The sequence below is a fragment of the Microbulbifer maximicatervae (SeqCode) genome (assembly GCF_052467955.1).
In genome coordinates, this window is record NZ_CP174329.1 from 2,742,070 (window position 1) to 2,761,448 (window position 19,379).

Consider the following 19,379-nt stretch of genomic DNA (forward strand, 5'->3'; position numbering starts at 1 on the left):
TCGGCTTTCTTTTAAACAAGCTCCTCGGGCCCGAGTACTTTAAAGTAGGGGCCAATATCCAGCCTTATGGAGGACATGGCAATCTTGATCATTTCTCTGCGATCTTCAAGTATGTCCTCCTTAGCTATTCCATGTAGAACCATATAATCTTCATATTTCCCGGTAATAAAGTCCTCTTTCCGTATACCTTCGTAAGCTCTACATAAAACTCCATGAAGGTTCTCTATAAATTGGCGGCGGCTCTGCATTGTTTGTCGGGGCCCATGCTCGACTTCGAGTTCATGAGCATGTTCATAGTTGATATTCACCAAGCAAAAATTTGTTTTGTTCTCTTTCCATGCTCTTGCCGCCTGGTTGAGTTCTACGATCAGGGTGAAGGGCAGGTCGGCAAACATGGGATTGTGGTCAGTGAAATCGAGAAATGCGTATCCTGCCCTAAGGTAACTGCTGGCTCTTTCAGTGAGGTCGTAACTATGAATATCACCGGTACGGATTGACTCGCTATCGGTATCCATCTGGCAGTTGAGACACAAAAACCCTATTTCCACTTCTGAGCTGGCATGGCCGCAAGCATTGCAAATAAGTAGTGTGCCGGGTTTGTCGTAGTCACTGCCGAAGTGTAAAAGCTCCTTTCGACATTTGGGGCAAATCAGGTCTTCACCTTCCCTGAAGTCAGCTTCGCGTCCCAGGTAGGCGCAGCTGAAATGGTGCAGATAGAAGTCTTCGGTAAGGTTAGAGGATCTGCATACCGCGCACTCTTCACGGACATTAAACTGGGAACCTCCACAGCCGTTACAGATATGGCGTCGATCGAAAAACTTGCCCTGTAGAAATCCTGATTCGATCAGTTTTTCACATTCCGTCACAACAGTTGGGCTATCGAGGATAATATTAAAATCAACAGTCGCTTTGGAGTTGGGGCTATAGTGCGGCGAGAGACTTACGCCAGATACAAATAATCGCGCTAGTATTTTGTCGCTATCTTTCTGAGTGGTGTGGAAATCCAGGTGGACTTGCGCGCGCCGATAGTGAAAGTCGTCAATAACCTGGCTCACAACGGGCATATCCTGCGCACTAAGCTTTGAGCAATCCAGATCTACCTTCTCGCCGACTGTTCCAGTGAGATCAATAACCGGGAGTAGATACAAGCCACCACGCATATGCCATATATGCGTCAGGTCATCTACTGATGCTGGCTCCTCAATTAAAATAGCGTCTTTGGATTCACCGGTATGCGATGTCACCTTAGAGTCGCCGGGCCAGCGAAAAAAGCTATATTCGTCACTTAAAAAGGAGATGCTGATTCCTCCACACCTATATAACAGCTGGCGTTTGAAAGATTAACTGAGTGTTTTAGCTTATTTCATGCCAGTTATACGTAACTGTGTAACCTGTGGCGTATATGGCGTCCCTTTTACTGAATAGATTGTTGAGTATTTAAGAAAAGATAGGTGAAAAATTGGCAATAGGCAGGGATAGGTGCCCTACGTCCCTGGCAGGAATTAGGAATAACTGTATGACATAAAAGGTAGTCGTCATCTGGGGGGAGTTAATTAATAAATTTATCAATAATGACATCAATCCAGTCAATCTTTAGGGTTATGGTAACTTTCTCGTTCACCGGAAATTTTGATGGGTCAAGTAAGACTATTTTCGCTAACTGATTACGCGATGTGGGCTTGAATGTATTTTGGAACTCCTGGGGTAGTGCTGCTGAGAGGGGGATCATTTCTACTAGTACCCCTTTGTCTTTAAAGCGTCCACCAGTAACCAATACCTCCATTCCAGGCTTGATCACGAATTGATATTGATTGGGTAGATAGGCTAGGACATAGGCTTCCCCGGTGTAGATAGACATAAGGGGCTCCCCAGCATCATAAACATTGCCGACATGGGGGACTGAAGCCCCAACTAGACCAGAAGTGGGGCTTTGAATAATACCGTTATTGTAATGCTCCTCCAGTTTTCTTAGCGCTTGTTCGGAGCGATAAATTGCCTCATCAACAGATCTACGTTTTCCTTCCAGGGTGGCGCTTTCAACTTGTAATTTTACCAGGGTTTCACTGGCCTCGAAGTTATCTTTCAATACATCTTGGTAACCGACTTCGCTGACTACTCCTTTATTTGCAAGTTTATTGATTCTATCTACGATTCGGCCAATTTGTACTTTACGCTCCTTGGCGGGAGTGAGTAGTTTTTTAGCAGTCTCTGCCAATAAAGTGAATTCAGCAGAAATCTGTATTAGGTTAGCTTGGCGGGTGGAGAGATCGGCGATTCGCTCCAGTAGCTCCATTGATTCAATCCTTAAGAGTAGTTCGCCCTCTTTAACAGCTTGTCCTTCATCTACGGCAACCTCTACTACTTTTACTAGATAGCCCATTTCAATAACGCTTTGATCGCGTAGTACTAACCCATCGCTTCGCAGTAAAAACCAGTCACCCCATATATAGCGAATAACGCCAATACCAAATAAAATTAACAAAGCCAGATATATTCGTCGGCTGGCAGATCCTCGGGTTTTTCGCTGCTCGCTTTCGAAGCTATCTGGGCGTAGTCGTTTTCGCAGAGCCTTCATTCAAGCTACTCACGAACACGGTGTACTTTTAAAGGGGCGAAAGAATCTTTATAGGATGTTCTAAAGATCCATTCCTGAACATAAGCATACAGTCTTACGACTCGCATAAAGTTTACATAAAAGATGCTATAGGCAGGAATATAGGGCCAAAGGGGAAGTGACTTGACTTTTGGGGTTGCGTAAGAAGCTAAAGCAAAGGTAATTGTATCGAGTGCAATTAATACAACCTGGGCTCCCGCTAAAATAAACCAGGCATTGTCGCCATAGCGCACAAATATCCAGACTAAATAGATTGGTAAAGCTATTGCGGCAATAACATTGAAAACCAGGAATTCATATTGGTGAAAAAACTCTTTTAGCTGCATTCCTTGGCGGAACGGATTAATAAAATGCAGGTACTTGCGGTAGCGAAGACGAATCGCATCCCGTTCCCACCTAAAGCGCTGGCGCATTAGAACTGTGATGCTGGTGGGAACATCGGTATAACAAATCGCCTCAGGTGCAAATTCCACTTTCCAACCGTAATCCCGCAAACGAAAGGTGATATCTAAGTCTTCTCCTCCGCCGGCATCAAAGCCGCCAATTTGATTCATTGCGGATACCCTAAAAGCACTGAAGGCACCGGAGGCACAACACATTTGGTCGAGCATCGCTAGGGAGTGTCGCCCCAAGCAAATACTGATTACATATTCAATGGCCTGGAAGGAGCTGAGTATATTTTCTGTGGAGTTTCGGACAATTACATTACCTGAAACCACGCCAACCCTGGGATCTGCAAAGCCTTGCATCACGTATTTCATAGCGTGGCGATCGAAGGTGCAATCGCAATCAATTGAGGCTATAAAGTCGCCTGTTGAAAATCTCTGTCCTAAATTAAGGGCTGAGGCCTTGCCTCCACGCAGTTCTGTTGCATGAGCGCCATCCAAGCGACCTTTATTTTGCAGGTAGTGAATATCGTCCCGGGTTTTATCTGTGGAGCCATCGCTAATCGCGATCACTTCGTAGGGGATATAGCTCTGTTCCTGTAATCGCTCGCCACACTTTTCAATAGAGTTTTCTTCGTTGTGACCGGCGATTACCGCTGTGAGTCTGCCTAAAGACTCTATATCTTCTTCAAATTCAGGTTTGGAGGCGAAAAAAAATACAGAGGTAAAAAACGACATTAAATATCTGGGAAACTCCAACACCACGACAATCCAAAACATCGTAAAGAGAGTGGCGTAGCTCTGAGTGGCAAAGAAAGTAATTCCGTCATCGATCATTTCCCACATTTAGGTTTGCTCCCCAATAGGCGAGTGCGGACTTCGGCTATTGCTGTTACCTATCTGTGATATAGGAGCGAACGTATGTGGCTCACTGCTAATGTCTGGCAGTACCTCTTTGAGGAGGGGAGGGGATTGAGTGTGCGGAGTGGGTCTTACGCTTGGATTCCATTCATTGGTAAGGGCTCTCAACTCATTGCTTGTTAAGGCTAAGCCCAATTTTGATACCCCCTGACTTTGGCCCTTTGTTCATCAATCAATTAAGTGCTTGCAGACTTGATGTGTCGGTCCGAGGTGTCGCACAAGGAGATGCGTCACCTGAGATTGTCAGTATAGTCCACGGTTGTTTCAGGTGCCGAGTAGTGCTGAAGCCCAGAGCTACTGCGGCTTCAGGCAAAATTTATATGCCACTGCTAAAGGGGGCAGGGGACAAGAAGGCGTTTTTTAATTTCTAACGAACTTCAAGGTTAAGGTTGTATTGAGCAACCACACGACCTATGTAGCCCAGTTTTAGAAACGTCGCACTAATCACCATAAAGATATGTCCTGCGACCTGCGCGGGAATTGAAAATAGGTGCGATAGGGGATAGCAAATAACAATCGTCAGAATAAGCAGGGGAACTGACAGAAGCAGCGTAAAGTTACCGGCTTTTAGTAGAAGCTTGAAACGCTCACGCAGTAAGGGGTTTTCCGTATTCAGCATATCGGCCTCAGGTTCAAACGGCGTCAATCTATCTTTAGCAACTGCTATGCCAAATATAAATACCAATAAAAACAATGAGTTATGGTTTATTTTTGGTGTTTGTGTGTCAAATTGACCTTTATGGTTGCTGTGTCATAATGACTCTTAAAGGTCTTTTGGACTGACTTGGCTATGGTAGATACCAACGCAACCTTACTGCTCGAAGTGGCTCTGGACCTGGCTAATAGCCTTAACAACAGCGATCGTTTTGAGCGTCTGCTCTCTACTATCCGCAAAGCGATCAAGTGCGATGCTGTTGCCTTGCTTGGGCTCAATGGCGATACACTCACCCCCCTCGCAGTCCAAGGGCTTGCCCGACGGACCCTAGGGCGGCGATTCCTGATTGATGAGCATCCACGGCTAGCGCAAATCTGCGCCTCGGAACACCCGGTCCGCTTCCCCTCTGACTGTCAGCTACCAGATCCCTTCGATGGTTTGCTGTTGGATAGGGAGGGAGATCTTCCCGTGCACTCTTGTATGGGCTTGCCTCTCTATTCAGATAACCACCTGATTGGTCTGGTGACAGTGGATAGCATGACAGCAGATGCCTATGCCCGAATCAGTGATCGAACCCTGGAGCTGATAGCCGCACTGTCTGCAGCCACTTTGCGCACAGCCCTCGAGCTAAAAGCCCTGTCACACTCCGCCGAGCATGCCGAGCAATTGGTGAAAGACCTAACCCAGCAGGCACTGGAGCGGGATGGAGGTGAATTAATTGGTGAGAGCGCGGAAATGCAGTCCCTGCGCAGTGAGATAGAGCTGGTGGCTGGGTCGGATTACAACGTGCTGATTCTCGGTGAAACGGGAGTGGGGAAAGAGCTGGTGGCCCGTACCGTCCACAGGTTGTCGACTCGCAAGGAGAAGCCCTTAGTCTATTTGAACTGCGCTTCCCTGACTGAAACCCTGGCGGAAGCTGAACTTTTTGGCCATTCAAAAGGGGCCTTCACCGGCGCAGATCGCGAGAGGCCCGGCAAATTTTTACTGGCGAACGGCGGCACTATTTTCCTGGATGAGGTTGGCGAGTTACCGCTTGTGGTGCAGAGCAAACTGTTGCGTGTATTGCAAAGTGGTGAGATTCAGCCGGTAGGTAAGGATACGGTGCAGCATGTAGATGTTCGTATTGTAGCGGCGACTAATAGGGATTTACGCAAAGGGATTGAAAACGGTACTTTCCGAGCTGATCTCTACCACCGCCTCTCTGTATATCCCCTTGAAGTCCCACCGCTATGCCGGAGGGGTAATGATGTCCTGCTGTTGGCAGACTACTTCTTGGAGCGCTCCCGCAGGAAGCTGGGTTTTCGTCAGTTGCGTCTCAGTACAGAGGCCACCAATAAGCTACAGCGATACGCTTGGCCGGGTAATGTTCGCGAGCTGGAACATATTATCAGCCGCGCAGCCCTTAGGGCCCGCAAAGGTAGCTCTCCAGAAGCTATTGTTGCCATTACTGCAGAACAAATTGAAATTCCCGATGACCTGGTTATTCAGAAGCCTCCGCGGAAACCGGTAGAGTCGCTGTCTGAGGCTATTGATTTAAGGGTGGAAACGGAAAACTATCAGCGCGAACTCATTGGGCGTGCTCTAGCTGAGACCGATGGGAACTGGAGTAAAGCGGCCAAATTACTATCCGTAGACCGAGGGAACTTGGTGCGCCTCGCTAAAAGGTTGGGTGTTTACATCAAGAAAGAGGTTGTTCGAGGTAAGTAATCTATATGAAGCAAGGGGTTGCAATGTTGATTAGCGATAAAGGATTACGATTTTCGCTGGTTGTAGGGGTAATTTCCCTGGCTATCGGCTTACTGGCATTTGCGTATAACTGGAAAATTATTGGTGGGGGATGGCCGTATTTCGGTACATTTTTATTTCCAGGCAATCTTGTACTGTCATTCTTCTCTGAAGAAATAGACTTCTGGCCAAAGTTTGCGCTGCAGATGAGTGGCCAGTTTTTGGTTCCTTTTTTGGTTGCGCGCGGTATTATCAAATTCAAGGATTGGTTGAGGTCACAGCTTTAGGTTTGTAATTTTGCTCGTTGCACTTCTTTCGATAGGGTAAGCAATGAACGCGGCGCTAAAAAAGATTTTTCCACTTCTATTTCTAATCTGTATCTCCATTTTTTGGGGCTTATACTATAGCTCTAACGGCCCCCCTAAATGATTACGGTCGCGCTAATTACGAGTGGTTGCTACTGATAGATGGCCTTATTGTTTTACCTATTCTGTGTTTAATTTGTTCCGAAAATAAGCGGGACGCACTGCTAAAAATACTGGTCTTTGGGAGCCTGGTAGTATTGGTTGGAAGTTACATTATCCCTAATCAAAGTAAAGTCCTTTGGCCATACCTGGAGATGGGGAGATACTTGCTATTGGCAGGCTTGGTTATAGTTGAAGTGACGGCTATAGCTACAATGTGTTCGGCAATTAGGGCGGCAACTATCAACCATGACGATCCTGATATCGCAATACGCTCGTCAGTGGAGAAATATACCGGTGGGGGAGTGTTAGCACAAATATTGGAGTTTGAGGCCCGTGTTTGGATGTTCACGTTCCTTGGTCATCGCATTGACCCAAGCCAATATCACGGGAGTAAGCATTTTAGTTATCATTTGAGGGCTGGAGCAAAAACTACTGCTCTCGGATTCATTTTTATTATTTTATTCGAACTGCCAATAGTACATCTCCTTTTACACTTTATTTGGTCGCCAATGGCAGCAAATATTGTCAGCTTTTTGACTCTGTTTGGGCTTCTATTCTTGGTTGCCGAATATAGGTCAATGGGGCGTAGACCAATATCTCTTAATAATGACTGCCTCTTAGTAAGGTATGGCCTCTTTAATCAGAAGAATATTTGTCTAAGCGATATCCATTCTATTACTCAAAGCTCTGGTTACATTCCAAGGTCGAAAGCTGTAAAACGATTTAACTTTTCCGGTAATCCAAATATTCTTATCGAACTAAACAGGCAAGTTGGGCAGGTAAGATGGATTTATATTGGAGTTGATCAGCCGGCGGAATTAATCAGTGCTGTGACCGATGCTAAGAATAACTTAGAGGTGCCGCTCTCCAGCACTGACTAACTTGAGTAGGATTGATTATTTTCTCATCACTCGGAGCCCATTAAAGACTACTAACAAACTGGTCCCCATATCGGCAAAAACAGCCATCCACATGGTTGCCTCTCCGGCAAAAGCAAGCACCAGAAAAACCGCTTTAATACCCAGCGCCAAGATAATGTTCTGCCAAAGAATATGGGCCGTTGAACGAGATAGTTGGATAAAGGTGGCGATCTTGCCCAGATTGTCGTCCATCAGGGCCACATCAGCGGTTTCTATCGCTGTGTCGGTTCCCGTTGCTCCCATCGCAAACCCTATATCAGCACGTGCCAAGGCGGGGGCATCGTTAATGCCATCGCCAACCATGCCAACCTGGCCTTTTCCAGATAGAGCCTCCACCTCTCTGAGCTTGTCTTCCGGCAGTAGGTTGCCTTCAGCCCGATCGATGCCGACTTGTTTGGCAATCGCATCTGCAGTGTGCTGGTTGTCCCCGGAAAGCATCAGTGTTTTCACGCCCAGCTTGTGAAGGCTCTCAATGGCGTGCTGGCTCGATTCCTTCACGGTATCGGCGACAGCAAATATCGCCAGTACGGAGTTTTCCCGGGTCAGCATCACAACAGTTTTCCCTTCTTCCTCAAGGGTTCCCAATTGGCGCTCCAGCTCGGCGGAGCAAATGCCCAATTCTTCAATAAGCCGGTGGTTACCCAGGTAGCACTGATCCCCCTGAATTCTGCCCCTGACGCCGCGCCCGGCCAGGGCTTCAAAAGTACCTACTTCTTGAAGACGTTCGTGGGGAATCTGAGCAAACTCTAGTACGGCCCTGGATACCGGATGATCGGAGCGTTCGGCTAGGCTCGCCGCCAGGGTTTGTACCTCTTCCGCGGGCATTGGCGCTATCACTTTAAAATCCGTGACGTTTGGCAGGCCATGGGTGATGGTTCCAGTTTTATCCAATGCCAACCAGCGAAGGTGGCGCCCCTGCTCAAGGTAGGCCCCGCCTTTGACAAGGATTCCGTGGCGGGTGGCCGATGCCAAGCCGCTTACGATGGTGACAGGAGTTGCAATCACCAGTGCGCAGGGGCAGGCGATTACCAGTAACACGAGTGCGCGATAGATCCATTCCATCCAGCTGCCGGCAAAAAGCAGCGGCGGTATTACCGCAGTAGCCAGTGCCACTGCAAACACCAGGGGCGTATACCAGCGGGCGAATTGGTCGACAAAGCGCTGGGTTGGCGCGCGACTACCTTGTGCGGCTTCCACCGCATGAATAATTCGGGCGAGCAGGTTATCGTTGGCAGCTGCTGTAGATTGGTATTCGAGTGCTCCGGATTCGTTGATACTGCCGGCGAAAAGTTCATCTCCAGGGCCTTTGTCTACCGGAAGGCTCTCGCCGGTAATTGGGGCCTGGTTTACTGCTGAATTGCCGCGTATTACCTCCCCATCAAGAGCGATGCGCTCGCCGGGGCGCACCCGAATGGTGGTGCCAACCGGAACAGTCTTGGCTGACATGGAAACCCACTCGCCATCTGGCCCCTGTACAGTGGCGGTTTCCGGGGCCAGGTCCATTAACTCCCGAATCGCATTGCGGGCACGATCCAGGGATTTGGCTTCTATTAATTCTGCCAGGGTGAATAACACCATCACCATTGCCGCTTCGGGCCAGTGACCGATAAGCAGGGCGCCGGTGACCGCGATAGACATCAGCGCGTTCATATTCAGGTTGCGATTGCTGAGCGCAATCCAGCCCTTTTTGTAGGTCGTGAGTCCGCCGCCAGCGATAGCGGCCAGGGCCAGTATCATTACCAGCCAATTGTTTCCCCCCTGTAACCAGAATACGACCTCGGAGGCAATCGCCGCCAAACCGGCAGCGCCCAATAACCACCAGTTTGCATGGGTGGTAGGTGGCGCGGAATCGATGTCATCTTCTGTGGCCAGGCGTGCGTCCAGGTCAAGGGGGGTCAAGGTATTGAGGATCTTGCTCTCCATACCGGGCGCGTGGCGCACCTGCAGGATTCGCTGCACCAGATTAAAGTCCAGCTGGTAAATGCCCTGCATACCGGAGAGCTTGGCACGTATTAGCCCCTCTTCAGTGGGGCAGTCCATCTTGCTGATGGAGAACAGGGACAGGTCACCTTTGTCGCTGTTGTTATTGCTGTTTTGAATCGGTGTCATGGTTGCGGCTTGGGTTGCCCCGCTGCAGCCACAGCTGGAATCGCGCTTGACCATTATTCACTCTCGGATAGATCAGTCAGTGAGCCAGTATTACAATCCCTCTAGTAACTATAGAGTCAAGAGGGAGTGGCATGGCTTACAAGATTGGTGAAGCAGCCAGGAGGGTGGGCTGCAAAGTGGAAACGGTTCGTTACTACGAGCAGGCAGGGCTACTGCCAGAGCCCGCTCGCTCAGAGGGTAATTTCCGGCTCTACTCAGAGTCTCACCTGGAACAACTGCGTTTTATTCGCCACTGTCGTTCTCTGGATATCCCCCTCGAGGATATTCGCAACCTGTTGAGATTAAAAGAGGCTCCATCGCAAAGCTGCACTGATATTGATAGCGTGGTTGATGATCAAATTCAAAGAGTCGAAAAACAACTGGAATCGCTCAAGCAGTTGCGAAAAAGCTTGGTAGATTTACGCAATCGATGTGAGGGTGGCCAGGCAATTAATGCCTGTGACATTATGCGGGAGCTGACAGATTGTAGCTGTCATGGCCATCCGGCAAATAATAATGAGTGTTAGTCGTAAATTTTGGGCCTTGTTTTGAGTAAGTGGCGTATAACTTTTATCGTATTATTTTGTATTGGTTTGTTGTTGGCCGTATGGGCATTTATCGTTGAGCCTGCAAGTTTCCGAATTAATGAAGATGATATTGTCGTAGATGCCTGGCCAAAGGAATGTAACGGGCTAAGGGTCGCGATACTTGCTGACCTGCATGTAGGTTCCCCTTACAAGGGGCGGAAGAGCTTACAAAACCTGGTTGAGGCTGTTAATAAAAGCCAACCCGACCTTATTCTCCTACCCGGTGACTTTGTTATTCAAGGGGTTGTTGGAGGTAAATTCGTTCGGCCGGAGGATGCAGCGGGAATTCTTAAAGAACTCAAGGCCCCGATGGGGGTGTTTGCCGTATTGGGAAATCATGATTGGTGGCTTGATGCAGCGCGGGTTGAGCAATCCCTTGAAAGCCAGGGAATTTCAGTGCTTGAGGATAAGTCAGTAAGTCTGGTTAGTAGCGAATGTAAATTACGACTAGTGGGAATCAGTGATTTTTGGGAGGGGCCTCACGATGTTAAAAAAGCAATGCAGGGGATAGATGAAGGTGAGACGATATTGGCCTTCACTCATAATCCGGATATTTTCCCCGAACTGCCTGCGGAGCTGTCATTAACTATCGCCGGGCATACTCACGGGGGCCAGGTCTACTTGCCGTTTATTGGGCGGCCCATAGTACCTTCAAGTTACGGGCAGCGTTTTGCTATTGGGCATATTGTTGAAGGTGATAAACACCTCTATGTAAGCCCTGGGGTAGGGACCAGTATTTTGCCAGTACGTTTCCTGGTGCCACCAGAAGTAACTGTATTATCCATATTTGGTCCTTGAGGTTTGATCTCTCAATGATGGATTTGGGTAGGTGGTTTGGTAGGAATGGAGCGGGGACCTTCACATATAATTCCAGCCCAGATAAGAAATAACGGGTTGATACGATGATAACAGTCAAACGAAAAGTACTGTTCGGGGATTGTGATCCCGAGGGAATCGTATACACCCCAAGGTTCTCATCGTTTGCACTTGAGGCAACCCATGATGCAATGGCTGTTCTGCTTGAAGGGCCTGCTATCGCCAGAATGAAACAACTGGGTTTTCTTACACCTGTAAGAGCTTTTAACCTGGAATTTCTATCCCCTGTAACCTGGGATCAAGAATTAAGTATCCATGTTTCTGTTGTGGATATTGGTAATCACTCTTTTACGTTTCAAACGAAAGGCTTTTTGGATAATGGGATACTAGCGTTCACCGCCAATATTACCTATGTCACCCTGTCATCCCCTGAAAAGCTAAAGACCCCATTACCTGGCTATCTTAGAGAGGCCCTGCTGCGCGTCAGTTAGCTGCCAATTCATTGGCAAGTTATTAGAGTAGGGTGCTTCCTAATTATCTTTTTGAAAGACCGTTGTCGGAATTCCCTTAGCACCAGCGTAAAAAATGATAAGTGTCGCCGGCTTGTCGCCTTCATTGCGCCCAAAATGCCACATATCGGTGACTTCAACGTAGGCTTTCCCCTCATCCAAAGTTAGGCTTTTATCCTGGTCAACGAGGGTAACTCTTAAAGTGCCTTCGGCAACATAGACGCTATTAGGTACGGGGTGTTTGTGCACTGGTAGCCGTGCGCCTGGCTCGATTGTCACACGCACCACAGAGAGCTCTGGCTGCCCCTCTGGATATTGGGGTAGGGTATCTCCGGCCCAATCCTTGGTCGATTCTACCAGTGTGTCAAATTTTACCCCCTGCATATTTTCCTGTAGATAACCCACCAAGGGGAGCATTAGCAATAATACTAGGGCAGCCATAGGCTTCCAGGTGTTCATGGGCTGATTCCTTATCGCTCTAAGTAAGCAGCCGTCGCCATACCGCCGGCAGTGCAGACACCAATAATTGCCCGATGGGCGTCGCGCCGGCCCAGCTCTAACAGGGTTGAACCCAGGTAGCGGATGCCCGACATACCGTAGGGGTGGCCGAGCGCAATAGCTCCGCCATTAACGTTGGTAATGTCCCAAGGGGTTTTGAGTTCAGCCTGGTTGTATAGGGTGGTTACGGCAAAAGCCTCATGTAGCTCCCAAAGGTCAATCATATCCTGGGTGAGTTGGTGGCGCTTCATAAGGCGACTGACCGCTGGCGCTACCGCAATACTCATCTCTTTTGGCGCTACCGCTCCCAGCTGCATACCGCGAAACAGCCCCAGAATAGGCAGGTTTCTTTGCGCTGCCAGTTCAGCATCCATCATGACGACCGCTGCGGCCCCATCGGATAATTGGGACGCATTACCGGGAGTTATCGTCCCCCCTGTGTTTACGGGCTCCAGCGCAGACAGGGCTTCCATGGTTGTGCCGGGGCGGGGGCCTTCATCTTCTGACAAGGTGACTTTCAGGCGATTGGTTTCGCCACTCTCCTTATCTTTCACTGCCATTACCGTATCAAACGGCGTGATTTCCTCGGCAAACTTTCCGGCCTTTTGAGCTTCGGCAACACGCTTTTGTGATTCAACCACATAGCGATCCTGATCTTCACGACTGATGTTGTATTGATCGGCGACATAGTCGGCCGTTTGGATCATGGTCCACCAAACTGCCGGCACTTTCTTTTGTAAGGGCTCATAGACAAAATGGTTCAGGTTCAAGTTGAACTGCACCAGGCTGATACTCTCGACGCCACCGGCCACCCCAATTTGCATTTCGCCTGCGGCAATACGGTTGGCCACAATAGAAGCCGCATTGAGGCCAGAGCCGCAGTAGCGATTTATAGTAAAACCCGGCACTTGAGACCCAAAGCCGGCAAATAGTGCCGCGTTGCGCGCGACATTGTGCCCAGTAGCCCCCTCGGGTAAGCCGCACCCCAACACAACGTCTTCCACTTCCTGTGGCGTTAAACCCGCCTTATAAACCACCTCCCTCAGGACATGGGCAGCCATAGAAATACCGTGAGTTTCATTCAGCGCACCCCGCCTGGCTTTGGCGATGGCAGTTCGGCAATAGGCAACAACGGCGACATCTCTCATGGGTGTAGCTCACACGATCGGGGAGGGGATGTGTTTACATTAGATCAGATAGAGGGGCTTGCAGGAGGGAGGTGAGTTTGGAGCTGCTTTCAAGCGTAACCGCTCCAAGGGGAGGGGTTGTTTTGGGCTAGATTCTCCTCAATTTTGGCAGCTAACACGTTGAGGGAGCCTGTAGTACCCATGATAATCTGCCATTCACAAAATAATGGTATGGCATCACAGTATTCTTCATGCGGAAACTTCCCTCGACTAACTTGCTGGTAACCTTTGATGCGGCTGCTCGGCACTTAAGCTTCAAGGACGCTGCACAAGAGCTTCATGTAACACCTTCCGCTGTTGGGCACCAGATACGAACGCTGGAGGCGGAGTTGCAAACCAAGCTATTTATTCGTTTCAATCGAACTATTGAACTTACGGGTGTTGGTAGGGAATACCATCTGAAAATTGCCAAGGCACTGGAAGTGATTCGACGGGCAACTTTGGATTTACTTGCGCGGGATCAAAATAAAACACTTACCATCCACAGTATTCCATTTCTGACCAATACAGTACTCGCCCCAAATATCAAATCCTTTAAAGCGCTATACCCCACAGTGTGTATTAGTATCGAGTCTCAAATCGCCCGCGCTAGCATAGACCCTGGCGAGCTGCAGGTTGCTATACGTTATGACAAGGAGTCGAATGATGATTTGTGTTACCGGGAGATCTCAAGGGTGCGAATTTCACCGGTTTGCGCGCCGGGTTACTTGAAGAACGATCGAGCAAATCAGATCCAATTGTCTACAGATAAGCTGGGTTGGCAAAGATGGTCGGCAGATTGGGGCTTATCAGTTGAATTCAATGAGAGGCTGACTTGTGATGGCTTACAACCCGTACTCGAGATGGCCGAGCAAGGGTTGGGAGTCGCAATGGGATACTTTCCCGCACTAACGCCTAAAGTCAGATCTGGAGAGCTTGAACTACTCTACCCTGAAAAATTCAGTGAGCTGGCTCCTTTGTATCTTGCCTTTAGCAAGTCATTGGAGGGTAACGAAATTATTGAAGGATTTGTTCGCTGGTTTATAGAAGTTGTCCATTCCCTAGAAGGTTAATCACCTAGCTTTATTTTCCCAGACAAGATTTTCTTGCCTGAGCCTAAGGAAAAACCCATTTGTCGCAGTGTTGTCACTTCCCTAGGATTATCTGATTGAGTATCTAAAGTAATCAGGTGGCCAGAGTATGATATCGGCAGTTATAGATGGCTTTGTGCCGAGTTTGCTTAAAAGTCAAACCCTTAAAGGGTACGCAGCTCACTCAAGAGATGGTATTCAGTTTATGGATTTGGGCTCTTGTGTGATTCGCTTTCGAAAGATAGGGCGAGGCAGCCGTGTAATTGTTTTTGAAGCAGATCCGCCAGTTGTTATTGAGCATTATGACTATCTTGTAAGCCAAGTTCCAAGTGATTTCACCGTTGTAATATTTGAACCACCTGGCTTTGGTTTTTCCATTCCTTCAACGAGTCTTGATTATAACTTTGCATCTTTGGTTAGCCTTACCGAGGTGTTTTTACAAAACCTTGCCCTTGGATGTGTGACGCTTGTTGCTCCATGCGTACTCGGCTTTGGAGCAATTGCACTTGCGTACAAGCGCCCAGATTTGCTTGACCACATAGTGCTATCTCAAGTACCGAGCTGGGGAGAAATGTTGAGATGGAAGGAGGGGAGAGATCCACGAGGATTGCTGAGCAAGCCAATTTTAAGTCAGCTGTTGCTAAAAGCTCTGAAACGTAAGCGAACACTTGCCTGGTTTGAAGCTGCGCTAGGGAGGAGTGAGCTGATCACACCGTTTAATGAATTGGCCCAACAAGCCTACCAACATGGAGCAACTTTTAATCTGGCGTCAGCTTTTCAACGATTATTAGTCGGCGAATCTCCTTTGCAGGGTACTCTTTTCTCCAAACCCTTAACAGTGAGAGCCTTATTTCTTTGGGGGGAGCGGGACCTTTCTCATAGATGTACTTGTAAGCATTCAAGTTTGAATATGATCCCGGAGGCCTCTCTACTACGCATAGCAGAAGCTGGACATTTCCCTGAGCTGGAGGCTCCGGATGTGGTGCTGGGCCCTCTCATAAATTTTGTATTAGACCAAGACATGGAGGTCTCAAGTAATGATTGAAGAATGTCGAATAGTAACTCAGGATGGCCTATCTCTCGGGGCAACGCTATTTTCACCAAAAGGTCTGCCTAAAGCGGGGGTAATCATAAATTCGGCTACTGCGGTCAAGCAGGGCTATTATGCTGAATTTGCAAAATTCCTGGCTAAGAATGGCTACTTGGTAGTGACCTATGACTATCGAGGTATAGGTAAGTCTGCGGTTGCCAATCAACGAGACTCCCGACTATCTATGAGCGCGTGGGGAGAGTACGATTTGGCCACTGTTATCGATTGGTCTACTAGCCAATACAAAACGCTAACCTGGCATTGTGTGGGGCATAGTGTAGGGGGCCAAATTATTGGCTTCGCAGATAACAATACCCAACTTGCTAGTGTCTACTGTGTATCCTCCCAAAGCGGGTATTGGGGTCACTGGGGATTGCGTCAGAGGCCCAAAATATTGTTTGCTTGGTTCGCTATGATACCGCTCTTATCAAATATTTTGGGGCAGGTTCCAGGCCTTTTCCTCGGAGGTGAAAGTTTACCCGCAGGTGTTGCCCGGCAGTGGGCCTACTGGGGGCGCCATAAAGATTATATTGTTGACCAGAGAGGTAGCCCCATACGAGATGGCTTCTCCCGTCTAGAGTGCAATATGAAGTTTCTATACATAGATGATGATATAGATTTTGCTCCACTGCAGGCTGTGAAGGCTCTCAAGGCGTTCTATTGTAATGCAAATACCAAAATACAGATTGTGAATGCTAAAGCCGTGGATACAAAGCCAATAGGTCATTTTGGTTTCTTCAAGGCGCGCTACGAAGATAGTTTGTGGAGGGACACTTTAGGTTGGTTGAATGCTGCGGCTTGAGCATCTAAGGGGACCATTTCTATTTTGATTTAGAAGTCGTCCCACTCGTCATGCTATTTACTCTTCTATATCAGGTCCTGCTGGTTAGTCTTGGGTGTTCTTCTTAGAGTGGGTTTTGATGACTGAATAACCTAAATTTGCGAAGAAAAATACAGTGCGTGCGGGATAATATAGGCTTAGATGCTGGCTGAAAGCTTATAATCACCTATTCACAGCGCATTTTGAGCCCACTGTATTCTCCTGTCCTTTACAGTTACGAAAGAGTTACCGTTAATGGTCGTCAAGAATCTAAAGAAAGTTATTGCCTTGCTTTTGACTGCGCTCCATTGTGGTCAGCCCTCAAGCGGTATGACTTACCGTGATAGGTCATTTATAGTTGAGAGCAGTAAAGTAAATGAAACATCAGAATACTTAATGGAAGTAGGTCTTTCCAATAGTGTATTGCCTAGACCAACTGACTGGTGGTCAGGTGAAAATACATGTAATTACCATGGGGTTAATGCGGGCAGATGTGCACCAGAAGGAATCTCCCAGTGGATTCTTACTATGAACGATACGAATAGGGCTAATGAAAGTAGCTCTAGTGTTGCGGTACATGGTAATTCAAAAATAAAAAACTACAGGCTTTTTGAACTTCATTCAAAATACAAGGGTGAAGATGTAAGGTGTCTTAAAAAATTTAAATATATGTGTCCTGCATATGTTATTTATTACACAGATGCCCAGCGAGAGGGGACGAAACTATCGGTGATGGACGGGAAGATTTATGACTCTACTGGTGAGCTTTTTGATACTAGGCGCGCACAACAGGCAGAAGATTATAATGGTAGAGCCGCTATCTATGTTATGGATAAGAATGGGAATATATATTCAAGTTATTTTTATCCAAAGCCAGTCTTTGCTCATTCGACGTTTCTGGCAGGAGATAGTGTTGCAGCAGCGGGTGAGATCGTAGCGGAGGGTGGAAAGATAGTTTTCGTTAACACCTGTTCTGGCCATTATCGGCCCACTCCAGTTGCCATTGATCAACTTCGTGCTCAGTTATTGTTGCTAGGATATACGGATATAGGCTTCAGTACTTCGACTGAATGTAGATGGCGGTGAAGGTTGTTTAGCGTATAGTTTTATTTTTGTCTAACTATATTCGAGTATATCTGGAGTGCGGCGATGTGGGTTTTCTAGGCGATTTGCAAGTTTCTTAAGCTATGTGAGCCTTGTTTTTGGCGTTTACGGCTATGATTTCTTTTGTGCATGCCTCGTGGTTATCTTGAATCGATTTTTATAGATGTTATGTGGCAATAGCGCTTTCTCATTCTATACTGTCGGCAGTGATCTCCCCACTGGGAAGAGCCTGCAATGAATAAAGTAAAACCTTTTCGGAAGCTTGGGGCTCAGGAAGCACTCTTTGTAGAGTTGACCGAAAAGTCTAACGGTGCAGTTCAACTAGCCGTCTTCTTCAGGACCTGTAGGTCTCTGGGTGTTGAGGAGTTACTAAAGGGAATGGAATATCTCCATAATCTGCACCCAATGCTCCGTTCTCGTGTAGAAAAAAATCATCATGCTTATTGGCTCTGTGATGTAGCTTTTAAAGCTATTCCTTTTGAAATAGAGCATGATGCATTGCCTTTAAATTATCAGGAAGAGTTTAAGCGATTAGGAAGTAAAGTTCTTGAGCTGGATAAATATGCTTATCGTTTCACGGTTTATGTGAATGAGTATGAAGAAGTAAAGTGGATTGCTTTTATGGTAAGCCATGCTGCCATGGATGGACGCTCCTTATTACTCCTAGTTAGAGATTTGGATCGGTACTTGAGAGGCGGGGCTGAAGATGAATCCTCTGCTTCGATCATGAAAAAATCGGTGGTGGATTATGTTAGTTCCATAAAACACCTTAATAAAAGACAGTTGGCAGTTGGTGACGGAAATGATATTCCTCCAAAGTGGCCTGTAGAGCAGGCAGTAAATGCTTCCCTTCGAAGGGGATGTTCTATGTACCGGGTCCTACCCAAAAAATTATTTTCTCTTTTGTATTTACTTTCAAAACATGAGAATGTGCAGGTCACCTCTATCTATAATGCCATTGCGATTATAGCCGCCCAGTCATTACCAGGTTTCCGCTCAACAGCAGAGTTAATGTTGCCTATAAATGCACAATGTTTGTGTAAGCACCAGATAGAACGGGATGTTATTGGGGAATGTACAATTGCGTTAACTATATCCTTATCATCAAATGAAACTAGTCTTGACTTATTGAGCCTCGCACGTTTAATTCAAAGAAAATTCTATTTGCAGGTGAGGCGAGGGAATTTTTTTAAACCTCCAATTGTGCCCGATTACAGCCTTGTTGATATTAAACATTTGGCTAAAGATTCTAGTACTGCTAAAGGTTACTTTCCCTCTGGGATTTGCGTATCCAATGTAGGGGATATAGGTGAGTATACGGGCCCTTTGGAGTTCTTTGACTTTGGTGTAGTTATGACGGTACAAACACATGGAGAACACCCGATCATGCTAGTGACTTGTACAATAGATGGAGAAGGCGTGTTCGTTTTTGGATATTGCGAACCGCTAGTTAGCAAAGAAAGTGCTCTAAAGTATGTAGAAAAATATATGAAGACACTAAGAGACTTTTCCGAGAGCAATGATTTACATATAAGTTAGTGATCTGCGAGGGATACTGTGAGATTACAAGATCTACCCACAATATCTATATTGAGATCAGAATAGGTCAACACTTGTGTTTTACTGCTTAAGCTATCCTCTTCATTAGTCTGGAAGCATCAGTTTTCAAAATAATTCAGGAGGCCTGAATGTTGAATGAAGATGTTAGCAGTGGTGGTAGTGGACCGGGTGTTGCGGTAGTAAGCGATATCTATATAGGGGGCATGTGCTTGCACAGTATTTGATCCTGCTGGTCCTAATGTGTCAATATTTGTGACGCTTTCGCTACGAATTGTGCGACTTTTTTTAATCTAGTTGGATTG

The 19,379-nt window shown here is 47.2% G+C and carries 18 protein-coding genes; 11 read left to right on the top strand and 7 right to left on the bottom strand.

All coding sequences use genetic code 11. From position 1 onward, the window contains the following. Positions 1-11: 11 nt before the first annotated feature. From ACJJI5_RS11820 to ACJJI5_RS11835, 4 genes are all read right to left on the bottom strand, one after another. Positions 12-1,244, bottom strand: coding sequence for a TackOD1 domain-containing metal-binding protein (locus ACJJI5_RS11820; protein ID WP_445354098.1), 1,233 nt, complete (start codon positions 1,242-1,244; stop codon positions 12-14). A 305-nt stretch (positions 1,245-1,549) separates the two neighbouring features. Continuing rightward, the gene (locus ACJJI5_RS11825; RefSeq protein ID WP_444908162.1) at positions 1,550-2,575 is read right to left on the bottom strand and encodes an HlyD family secretion protein; all 1,026 of its coding nucleotides are present in this window, start codon (positions 2,573-2,575) and stop codon (positions 1,550-1,552) included. 5 nt (positions 2,576-2,580) lie between these two features. Beyond that, complete coding sequence (locus ACJJI5_RS11830) at positions 2,581-3,846, bottom strand: glycosyltransferase family 2 protein (RefSeq protein ID WP_445354099.1); 1,266 nt, start codon at positions 3,844-3,846, stop codon at positions 2,581-2,583. 442 nt (positions 3,847-4,288) lie between these two features. Continuing rightward, positions 4,289-4,540 (bottom strand): hypothetical protein, encoded by a 252-nt coding sequence (locus ACJJI5_RS11835; protein ID WP_444933343.1) that lies wholly within the window; start codon positions 4,538-4,540, stop codon positions 4,289-4,291. A 171-nt stretch (positions 4,541-4,711) separates the two neighbouring features. Here ACJJI5_RS11835 and norR point away from each other — a divergent pair, with 171 nt between their 5' ends. The 3 genes from norR to ACJJI5_RS11850 all read left to right on the top strand — a co-directional run bounded on the left by norR (position 4,712) and on the right by ACJJI5_RS11850 (position 7,649). After that, the gene (gene norR / locus ACJJI5_RS11840) at positions 4,712-6,283 is read left to right on the top strand and encodes a nitric oxide reductase transcriptional regulator NorR (protein WP_445354100.1); all 1,572 of its coding nucleotides are present in this window, start codon (positions 4,712-4,714) and stop codon (positions 6,281-6,283) included. Positions 6,284-6,288: 5 nt separating this feature from the next. Then, entirely contained in the window at positions 6,289-6,588 is a 300-nt protein-coding gene (locus tag ACJJI5_RS11845) for a hypothetical protein (RefSeq protein ID WP_445354101.1), read from the top strand. Between the two features lie 350 nt (positions 6,589-6,938). Further along, positions 6,939-7,649 (top strand): hypothetical protein, encoded by a 711-nt coding sequence (locus tag ACJJI5_RS11850; protein WP_445354102.1) that lies wholly within the window; start codon positions 6,939-6,941, stop codon positions 7,647-7,649. A 15-nt stretch (positions 7,650-7,664) separates the two neighbouring features. Here ACJJI5_RS11850 and ACJJI5_RS11855 read toward each other — a convergent pair whose 3' ends face one another. Beyond that, positions 7,665-9,851 carry a heavy metal translocating P-type ATPase gene (locus tag ACJJI5_RS11855; protein ID WP_445354103.1) on the bottom strand — a complete coding sequence of 729 codons (2,187 nt, stop codon included), beginning with the start codon at positions 9,849-9,851 and terminating at the stop codon, positions 7,665-7,667. Between the two features lie 77 nt (positions 9,852-9,928). On the opposite strand from ACJJI5_RS11855, the gene cadR reads away from it, so the two are divergent. The 3 genes from cadR to ACJJI5_RS11870 all read left to right on the top strand — a co-directional run bounded on the left by cadR (position 9,929) and on the right by ACJJI5_RS11870 (position 11,730). Beyond that, positions 9,929-10,363, top strand: a complete 435-nt coding sequence (gene cadR, locus ACJJI5_RS11860; RefSeq protein ID WP_444897465.1) for a Cd(II)/Pb(II)-responsive transcriptional regulator — start codon at positions 9,929-9,931, stop codon at positions 10,361-10,363. A 21-nt stretch (positions 10,364-10,384) separates the two neighbouring features. Further along, a complete protein-coding gene (locus ACJJI5_RS11865; protein WP_445354104.1) occupies positions 10,385-11,221 on the top strand; it encodes a metallophosphoesterase in 837 nt (278 codons plus the stop codon). A 104-nt stretch (positions 11,222-11,325) separates the two neighbouring features. Further along, on the top strand, positions 11,326-11,730 hold the full coding sequence (locus ACJJI5_RS11870; protein ID WP_445354105.1) for an acyl-CoA thioesterase: 405 nt from the start codon (positions 11,326-11,328) through the stop codon (positions 11,728-11,730). 39 nt (positions 11,731-11,769) lie between these two features. On the opposite strand, the gene ACJJI5_RS11875 is transcribed toward ACJJI5_RS11870, so the two are convergent. Next, positions 11,770-12,207 (bottom strand): cupin domain-containing protein, encoded by a 438-nt coding sequence (locus tag ACJJI5_RS11875; protein ID WP_444927959.1) that lies wholly within the window; start codon positions 12,205-12,207, stop codon positions 11,770-11,772. A gap of 11 nt (positions 12,208-12,218) precedes the next feature. Then, on the bottom strand, positions 12,219-13,394 hold the full coding sequence (locus tag ACJJI5_RS11880; RefSeq protein WP_444908172.1) for a thiolase family protein: 1,176 nt from the start codon (positions 13,392-13,394) through the stop codon (positions 12,219-12,221). A 230-nt stretch (positions 13,395-13,624) separates the two neighbouring features. On the opposite strand from ACJJI5_RS11880, the gene ACJJI5_RS11885 reads away from it, so the two are divergent. The 5 genes from ACJJI5_RS11885 to ACJJI5_RS11905 all read left to right on the top strand — a co-directional run bounded on the left by ACJJI5_RS11885 (position 13,625) and on the right by ACJJI5_RS11905 (position 19,056). Then, the gene (locus ACJJI5_RS11885; protein ID WP_445354106.1) at positions 13,625-14,485 is read left to right on the top strand and encodes a LysR substrate-binding domain-containing protein; all 861 of its coding nucleotides are present in this window, start codon (positions 13,625-13,627) and stop codon (positions 14,483-14,485) included. Between the two features lie 127 nt (positions 14,486-14,612). Then, positions 14,613-15,548 (top strand): alpha/beta fold hydrolase, encoded by a 936-nt coding sequence (locus ACJJI5_RS11890; RefSeq protein ID WP_445354107.1) that lies wholly within the window; start codon positions 14,613-14,615, stop codon positions 15,546-15,548. Next, positions 15,541-16,395, top strand: a complete 855-nt coding sequence (locus tag ACJJI5_RS11895; RefSeq protein ID WP_445354108.1) for an alpha/beta hydrolase family protein — start codon at positions 15,541-15,543, stop codon at positions 16,393-16,395. Before ACJJI5_RS11890 ends, ACJJI5_RS11895 begins: the two co-directional genes overlap by 8 nt. 273 nt (positions 16,396-16,668) lie before the next feature. Then, positions 16,669-17,499, top strand: coding sequence for an IQM protein middle domain-containing protein (locus tag ACJJI5_RS11900; RefSeq protein WP_445354109.1), 831 nt, complete (start codon positions 16,669-16,671; stop codon positions 17,497-17,499). 252 nt (positions 17,500-17,751) lie between these two features. Continuing rightward, positions 17,752-19,056, top strand: a complete 1,305-nt coding sequence (locus tag ACJJI5_RS11905; protein WP_445354110.1) for a hypothetical protein — start codon at positions 17,752-17,754, stop codon at positions 19,054-19,056. Positions 19,057-19,379 lie beyond the last annotated feature (323 nt).

Excerpts from the sequence above, each read along its gene's own strand:
- ACJJI5_RS11825 (WP_444908162.1), bottom strand. The coding sequence starts at position 2,575 with ATGAAGGCTCTGCGAAAACGACTACGCCCAGATAGCTTCGAAAGCGAG.
- ACJJI5_RS11830 (WP_445354099.1), bottom strand. The coding sequence starts at position 3,846 with ATGTGGGAAATGATCGATGACGGAATTACTTTCTTTGCCACTCAGAGC.
- ACJJI5_RS11835 (WP_444933343.1), bottom strand. The coding sequence starts at position 4,540 with ATGCTGAATACGGAAAACCCCTTACTGCGTGAGCGTTTCAAGCTTCTA.
- norR (WP_445354100.1), top strand. The coding sequence starts at position 4,712 with ATGGTAGATACCAACGCAACCTTACTGCTCGAAGTGGCTCTGGACCTG.
- ACJJI5_RS11845 (WP_445354101.1), top strand. The coding sequence starts at position 6,289 with ATGAAGCAAGGGGTTGCAATGTTGATTAGCGATAAAGGATTACGATTT.
- ACJJI5_RS11855 (WP_445354103.1), bottom strand. The coding sequence starts at position 9,851 with ATGGTCAAGCGCGATTCCAGCTGTGGCTGCAGCGGGGCAACCCAAGCC.
- cadR (WP_444897465.1), top strand. The coding sequence starts at position 9,929 with ATGGCTTACAAGATTGGTGAAGCAGCCAGGAGGGTGGGCTGCAAAGTG.
- ACJJI5_RS11870 (WP_445354105.1), top strand. The coding sequence starts at position 11,326 with ATGATAACAGTCAAACGAAAAGTACTGTTCGGGGATTGTGATCCCGAG.
- ACJJI5_RS11875 (WP_444927959.1), bottom strand. The coding sequence starts at position 12,207 with ATGAACACCTGGAAGCCTATGGCTGCCCTAGTATTATTGCTAATGCTC.
- ACJJI5_RS11880 (WP_444908172.1), bottom strand. The coding sequence starts at position 13,394 with ATGAGAGATGTCGCCGTTGTTGCCTATTGCCGAACTGCCATCGCCAAA.
- ACJJI5_RS11885 (WP_445354106.1), top strand. The coding sequence starts at position 13,625 with ATGCGGAAACTTCCCTCGACTAACTTGCTGGTAACCTTTGATGCGGCT.
- ACJJI5_RS11890 (WP_445354107.1), top strand. The coding sequence starts at position 14,613 with ATGATATCGGCAGTTATAGATGGCTTTGTGCCGAGTTTGCTTAAAAGT.
- ACJJI5_RS11895 (WP_445354108.1), top strand. The coding sequence starts at position 15,541 with ATGATTGAAGAATGTCGAATAGTAACTCAGGATGGCCTATCTCTCGGG.
- ACJJI5_RS11900 (WP_445354109.1), top strand. The coding sequence starts at position 16,669 with ATGGTCGTCAAGAATCTAAAGAAAGTTATTGCCTTGCTTTTGACTGCG.
- ACJJI5_RS11905 (WP_445354110.1), top strand. The coding sequence starts at position 17,752 with ATGAATAAAGTAAAACCTTTTCGGAAGCTTGGGGCTCAGGAAGCACTC.